Genomic DNA, 6,348 nt, shown 5'->3' with positions numbered 1-6,348 from the left:
ACAACCAGGCCCTACTCTGCCTGGCACGCAGACGCTGCGACGTGTTGTTCGCGATGCTGCGTGACGGCACGTTCTACCAACCACCCACCGCTCTCGCGGCTTGACAAACCCATAGAAGCACCCCCCCCGGGGCGCAGGCGACCTAAGCTACGCCCGTAGCCTTCTGCGCCGGTCGATGGGGACAGACGACAGCTCCGCGCCTCGCCCCCTCGGATTCTCCTCCGCCGGTTCTCACCCACGCCCGGCTGCCGGCGGGGGCTGACAGCCACCACTGGGTGCGGAGAGCATCGGGGCTGCTGAAAGGTGAGCGTCGATGGCCCCCGGCCGTGCCCATATGCCACTGTGGGAAGACGTACCCCGCTCCGAGGCCCCGGGAGCTCCCCGACGCCGGGTACCCGGTCCTGTCGGCGCGCTCCGGGGCGCGAGCCGCCCTCCCCCGTCGCCGTGGCCGCCGCCCCGCGGTCGCAGCCTCCGCCTCCGGTGCGGCCCGGAGACAGCAGCGAACCAGGAGACCATGACCGAGACCTCGGCCCCCCCGCAGCTCGCGCCGGCCCAGCTTGCCCGGCTGCTGGAGCAGCCGCCCCCCACTCCCGAGCAGGCCACGGTGATCGCCGCCCCGCTCTCCCCGGGGGTCGTGGTAGCCGGCGCCGGCTCAGGCAAGAGCGAAACCATGGCCGGCCGCGTCGTCTGGCTGGTCGCCAACGGCCACATCCGTCCCGAGAATCTGCTGGGGTTGACCTTCACCCGCAAGGCGGCCAGTGAACTCGCCGATCGGGTCCGCAGCCGACTCGACCAGTTGCGCGCCACCGGCGCGGTGGCCGAGGAGCTGCTTGCCGGCGAACCGACCGTGCTGACCTACCACGCCTACGCTGCCCGGCTGGTCGCCGACCACGCGCTGCGGGAAGCTGTGGAGCCCTCGATCCGTCCCATCACACCGGCGGTGGCCTGGCAGCTCGCCGCGCACGTCGTCGGCACCTACGACGGCCCCATGGACGCCGTCCCCCTCACCCCCGCCTCGGTGGTCTCCGAGCTGTTGGCGCTTTCCGGGGAGCTCGCCGAGCATGTGCGAGTCCCTGCCGACCTCAACGACATCGGAACGTGGATTCGCTCTCGTCTCGAACATCTGCCCGCCAAGCTGAAGCGGAAGACCACCCAGGATCTCCTGCGGACCCAGGAGCACCGAGAACAGCTCGTTCCGCTGCTGGAACGCTTCGCTGCGGCCAAGGCGCAGCGCGAGGTCATGGATTTCGGCGACCAGGTGGCGCTGGCCGCCCGTATCGCGCAGCGTCACCCCGAGGTCGGCCTGATCGAGCGGGGGCGTTTCCGGGCGGTGCTGCTCGACGAGTACCAGGACACCAGCCACGCTCAGTTGTTGCTGCTGCGTGCCCTGTTCGGTGACGGCCACCCGGTGACTGCCGTCGGTGACCCGTGCCAGTCCATCTATGGGTGGCGCGGCGCCAGCGCCGGTAACCTCACCGGTTTCCCCACCCACTTTCCCGAGCGGCCCGGCCGCGCGGCGCCCGTGCGCCAGCTCGCAACCAGTTTCCGTAACGGGCAGCGGGTACTCGAAGCGGCCAAACGCATCGCCGCCCCGTTGCGGGAGGAGGCTGACGCCGACACGGTGCCCGTCTTGCAGCCCGGCTCCGCTCGGCTGGGCAGGGGGGCTCTCACCTGCGGGCTGTTTCGCACCGAGGCGGCGGAGGCGCGCTCGATCGCGGAGCACATCAAGCTCGCACTCGACGAGTCGCGCCGCTTCGACGCCACCCCCACGGCTCCTGACGGCCAACCCTGGCCCGAGCATGAGGCGCGCGGGCCGCTGAGTCCCGGCGATGTCGCCATCTTGTGCCGCAAACGCTCCCAGTTCCCGCTGCTGCGCGAGGAATTGGAGCGGTGTGGGGTCCCGGTTGAGGTCGTGGGGCTGGGTGGGCTCATCAACGTGCCCGAGGTGCGCGACATCATCGCCACATTGCGGGTGCTGCACGACCCCACCGCCGGTAACGAGTTGGCTCGCCTGCTCACCGGGAACCGTTGGCGCCTCGGGCCGCGCGATCTCGTCGCGCTCAACGAGCGCGCTGTGGAGCTCGCCAAAGAGACCCGGCGCGACCTGCACGGCGACCCCGGTGATGACGCGCCGCCCGAGACCGATCCGCTGCGCCAGAGCGTGCTGGACCTGACCGCCCAAAGCGGCAGCCTCATCGACGCCCTCGACGACTTGGGACCCGCGGAGAACTACTCCGCTTTGGGCTATGAGCGGCTGTCCCGCTTCTCCCAGGAGTTGGCGGGGTTGCGCCGCCTCGTCGGTCAGCCGCTGCCCGACCTCATCACCGAGATCGAGCATACGTTGGGCTTGGACATCGAGGTCGCCGCCCGCCCCAACCGCGACCCGATCACCGCCCGCGCCGACCTCGACGCCTTCGTCGACGCCGCCGTACGCTTCGTCGGCGCCAGCGAGTCCCCCACGCTTGGCGCGTTCCTGGCCTACCTGCACTCAGCCGAGGACACCGAACGGGGGCTCAACCCCGGCGAACGGGTCGGCTCCACCGACACTGTCAAACTCATGACGGTGCACGCCGCCAAAGGGCTCCAGTGGCCGATGGTTGTGGTGCCCGGCCTGTCCACAGGGGTGTTTCCCACCAACCGCGGTAACGGGGCCAGTTGGACGGGGCGCGCCGTCGAGCTGCCCTTCCCGCTGCGCGGCGACTACGCGGGGCTGCCCCGGCTCGACGATGTCGACTCCGACAGCATCGAACAGTTCCGGGCAGCAGAGAGGCACCGGGATCTCCTGGAAGAGCGCCGGCTCGCCTACGTCGCCGTGACCCGTGCCTCCTTCGCGCTGATGTGCACCGGCCACTGGTGGGGGCGGACCTCCACTCGTCCTCGGGGGCCGTCAGTGTTCCTCACTGAGGTTCGCGACGTGTGCGAGGCCGGCGCCGGCCGTGTCGTCTGCTGGGCAGCAGAGCCGCAGGAGGGAGAGACCAACCCGCAGGCCACCGAGGCGGAGCCGGTCCGCTGGCCGCAACGCCCCGAGGAGGCGGTGGGATCGGCGGGCGCCTCCTACGCCGACACCCTCGCCGGCGCACAGTTGGTGGCGCAGTTCCGCGAGGGCGGCGCGCGGCAGCGGCGTGACGAGCTCGACCGGGCACGCCTGTCCGCTCCGCTGCGCCGCAGGCTGGACGGGTGGGAGCGCGACATCGAACTGCTGCTCGCCCACCGCGAGGAGGTGGCCGGTCACGGGCAAACGCCCCGCGAGATCCCGGTGGAGCTCCCCGCTCACCTGTCTGTGTCGTCGTTGGTGTCGCTGGCCCGCGACCCCGCTGCGCTGGCCCGCCAGATCCGTCGTCCCCTGCCGAGGCCGCCCGCCCCCCACACGCGCCGCGGTACGGCCTTCCACGCCTGGCTGGAGCAGCGCTTCGGCCAGGAGAGTCTGCTGGTTTCCGACGATCTGCCGGGGGCGGCCGACGAGGACGCCGCCACGTCGGCCGACACCGACCTCGCCGAGCTCAAGCGCCGGTTCGAGGACAGCCAGTGGGGGGGCCGCGTCCCGATCGACGTTGAGGTGCCTTTCGAGACCGTCATCGGGGACCGGCTCGTCCGAGGACGCATGGACGCCGTCTTCGCCGACCGGGCCGCCGGCGGTGAACCCGATAGCTACGACGTCGTCGACTGGAAGACCGGACAGCCACCGACGACTGAGCGCGAGCGCCGCGCGGTGGCCGTCCAGCTTGCCGCCTACCGTGTCGCGTGGGCCGAGTTGGCGGGCGTACCCTTAGAGCGCGTCCGCGCCGCGTTCCACTATGTGCGCGCCGACGTCACCATCCGTCCAGCCGACCTTCTCGACGCGGCGGGGCTGGCAGCCCTGATCGACAAGGTGCCCGCCACCGGGTAAATCCAGAGGCGACCACCGTCCGGCGGTGGGGCAGCGGCCCCGGGGGGAGGTTGGGTGGGGCTGCCCCGCCGGGAGCGCGCCCGTTAGGGACGAGCGTGCATCCGTCTCCCGTAGGCTCGCACGCGCCGACGAGGCGGCGTATGGCCCACCACTGGGGGCGTTGACCGGAATGCGCGGCAGTTGTGCGCTGTTGCGGCAGGCGTGACGTGCCGCTCGGTCACACCGCGCCGGCCGGGGCGGTGTCATCACCGACCGGCGTCGACCAGGACCGACATCGCATCTGGGAAGGCAGCATGTCCGAAAACCCGCTGACCCCGGCACTCTCCCGAGGCGTCATCGACGTGGCTGCGCACCGGCGCACCGACGACGACTGGCTGAAGGAGGCGTGGGCCGATCCACGCACGCGGGTCCTCGTGCTGGAGAGCGGCAACGCCGCCGAGTACGGCTGGCGGGGCCTGTTGGCCAAACAGTCCCGGGCGCTGGTCACCAACGGCCCCGGCACACCCGAGTTGGTGTTTGTCGCCCCTGAACAGGCCCCCGGGGGAGAGCGCTACCTCCTCGGTGTCGACGACACCGAGCGCGCCTACTTCGCGGTGCGCGCCGAGCCGGGGGTAGAGCTGATCGAGGCCGACGGGATCACGGCGATGTCGCTGCAAGAGTGCGGGGCCCTGTTGGGGGCGCGCGACTCGGGGCTGCTCACCCACGCGGTGGCGTTGGCCAACTGGCATGCCACCCACCCTTTTTGTCCCCGCTGCGGTTCTGCCACCCACCTCTCCGCAGCCGGTCACATCCGGATCTGCGAGAGGGAGGGGACGCAGAATTTCCCCCGGATGGACCCGGCCGTGATTATGCTGGTTCACCGTGAGGTGGCGGGCACCGAGCAGTGCCTGCTCGCGCACAATCCGCAATGGTCCCAGGGGCGCTACTCCATCTTGGCGGGTTTCGTCGAGCCCGGAGAGTCGCTGGAGCAGGCAGTGATCCGTGAGGTCGCCGAAGAGGTCGGGGTCGCGGTGGCCGAACCCCGCTATCTTGGCTCCCAGCCGTGGCCTTTCCCCCGTAGCCTCATGTTCGGCTATCACGCCAGAGCCGTTGGGACAGCGACGCGCACGGACATGATCGAGATCGAGGACATCCGCTGGTTTACGCGCCCCGAACTGCTCGCCGCCACCCAAAGCGGTGAGGTGAGACTCCCTAGCTCGGTCTCGATCGCCCGCAAACTGATCGAGCAGTGGTACGGCGCTGAGCTACCGGGCCAGTGGTGAGAGCGTCATGGCTCACCGGGCGTCTTTCCGGGCGGGGCTCGCCCGGAAAGACGCCCGGTCTGCATACCCTTGGCGGGTGTCGCCGCCGGCTGCCCGGGCGGACGGATGCGGCGGGGGGCTCGGCCGCGGTGCCGTGCCCGCACGCAGCGGGAGGACCACGGTTCAACCAGCCTGTCGTTGGGGTGCGCGTTCGACCGCGCACCCCTGCCGAGCCAGCTCAGCCGGGAGGGGGGTCAACGGGTTGACCGTACTCGCCACGACATCGCGGGCCAGATCGGCGACTTTCTTGCCGCGTGCTCGGGCAGCGTGTCGCAGTTGCTCGAACGCGGTGCGCGGTGCGAGCCGTCCCCGTTCGGTCAACACTCCGATGGCCTGCTCGACGACAACGCGGGTATGGAGCGCGTGTTCGAGTTGGGCCACGGTCACCTGCAACCGTTCCACTTCTGTCGCCTGTTCGGGATCGGCTCGCGGCGGTACCCGCGTTCTGCCGAGGTTGGGGTGTTCCTCCGCGATGATCAGGTCGGCGAGCACCATCGCGTTGAGCAGATCCGGCAACTCTTCACCGTTGTGGACCTGCCATCCTGCGGGTGTGCGGCGGATCTCGCCGAAGACGGTCGTGTCTTCGGCGCTGTCCGCGGTGGCCGTGTTGTCAGGCGTCACGTCTTCCCCCTTCTTATCCCCACCCGTGACCGTTGTCCGAGGTCACTTGCTCGGACAACGGCCCCAGGTTATGACCGCATGGTCAGTTTCTCCTTGACTTGGGCCAGTGACGGGTTCGTCACCGCAGTCCCGTCCGCGAACACCACTGTGGGAACGGTCTGGTTACCTCCGTTGACCTTCATCACATAGTCCGCCGCCGAGGGGTCGCGCTCGATGTCGATTTCGTTGACGGCAATGCCCTCACGCCCGAGTTGGCTCTTCAGTCTTTTGCAGAAGCCGCACCAGGGGGTGGTGTACATCGTGAGTTGTGCGGTGGGGGAGGCAGTCATGCGGTTCGCTCCTTGCCTAAGCCGTGTTGGACACACCGCTCATCAACAACGCTGTGGGCCGTTTCGCACTTCCCCCGCCTTCCTTCCCCTGGAGTCGGCATCGACAGTTCGGACGTGGCGCGCTGTCGCCCGGTTCCGTGTCGTTGCCGTCTCGCGCAGTAGGGCCACATCGACGGGGCGATCCTCGCAGGGGCGAGTGACAATCGGCGGG

The 6,348-nt window shown here is 70.0% G+C and carries 4 protein-coding genes; 2 read left to right on the top strand and 2 right to left on the bottom strand.

Annotated elements, in window-relative coordinates; translation table 11 throughout:
* Nucleotides 1-514 precede the first annotated feature (514 nt).
* Entirely contained in the window at nt 515-3,886 is a 3,372-nt protein-coding gene (locus tag ABD848_RS24095; protein WP_344977196.1) for an ATP-dependent helicase, read from the top strand.
* A gap of 293 nt (nt 3,887-4,179) precedes the next feature.
* Nucleotides 4,180-5,148 carry an NAD(+) diphosphatase gene (nudC, locus tag ABD848_RS24090; protein WP_344977193.1) on the top strand — a complete coding sequence of 323 codons (969 nt, stop codon included), beginning with the start codon at nt 4,180-4,182 and terminating at the stop codon, nt 5,146-5,148.
* A 162-nt stretch (nt 5,149-5,310) separates the two neighbouring features.
* Here nudC and ABD848_RS24085 read toward each other — a convergent pair whose 3' ends face one another.
* Entirely contained in the window at nt 5,311-5,808 is a 498-nt protein-coding gene (locus tag ABD848_RS24085) for an ANTAR domain-containing protein (protein ID WP_344977190.1), read from the bottom strand.
* A 68-nt stretch (nt 5,809-5,876) separates the two neighbouring features.
* On the bottom strand, nt 5,877-6,137 hold the full coding sequence (locus ABD848_RS24080) for a mycoredoxin (protein WP_344977186.1): 261 nt from the start codon (nt 6,135-6,137) through the stop codon (nt 5,877-5,879).
* Between the last annotated feature and the right edge of the window lie 211 nt (nt 6,138-6,348).

Source organism: Salinactinospora qingdaonensis, assembly GCF_039539445.1.
In the GTDB taxonomy this organism is placed as follows: domain Bacteria; phylum Actinomycetota; class Actinomycetes; order Streptosporangiales; family Streptosporangiaceae; genus Salinactinospora; species Salinactinospora qingdaonensis.
Note: the sequence above shows the minus strand (reverse complement) of the source record. Positions and strands in the feature narration are given on the sequence as shown.

What these genes read in the sequence shown, in the direction of transcription:
- ABD848_RS24080 (WP_344977186.1), bottom strand. Translation starts at nt 6,137, where the DNA reads ATGACTGCCTCCCCCACCGCACAACTCACGATGTACACCACCCCCTGG.
- nudC (WP_344977193.1), top strand. Translation starts at nt 4,180, where the DNA reads ATGTCCGAAAACCCGCTGACCCCGGCACTCTCCCGAGGCGTCATCGAC.
- ABD848_RS24095 (WP_344977196.1), top strand. Translation starts at nt 515, where the DNA reads ATGACCGAGACCTCGGCCCCCCCGCAGCTCGCGCCGGCCCAGCTTGCC.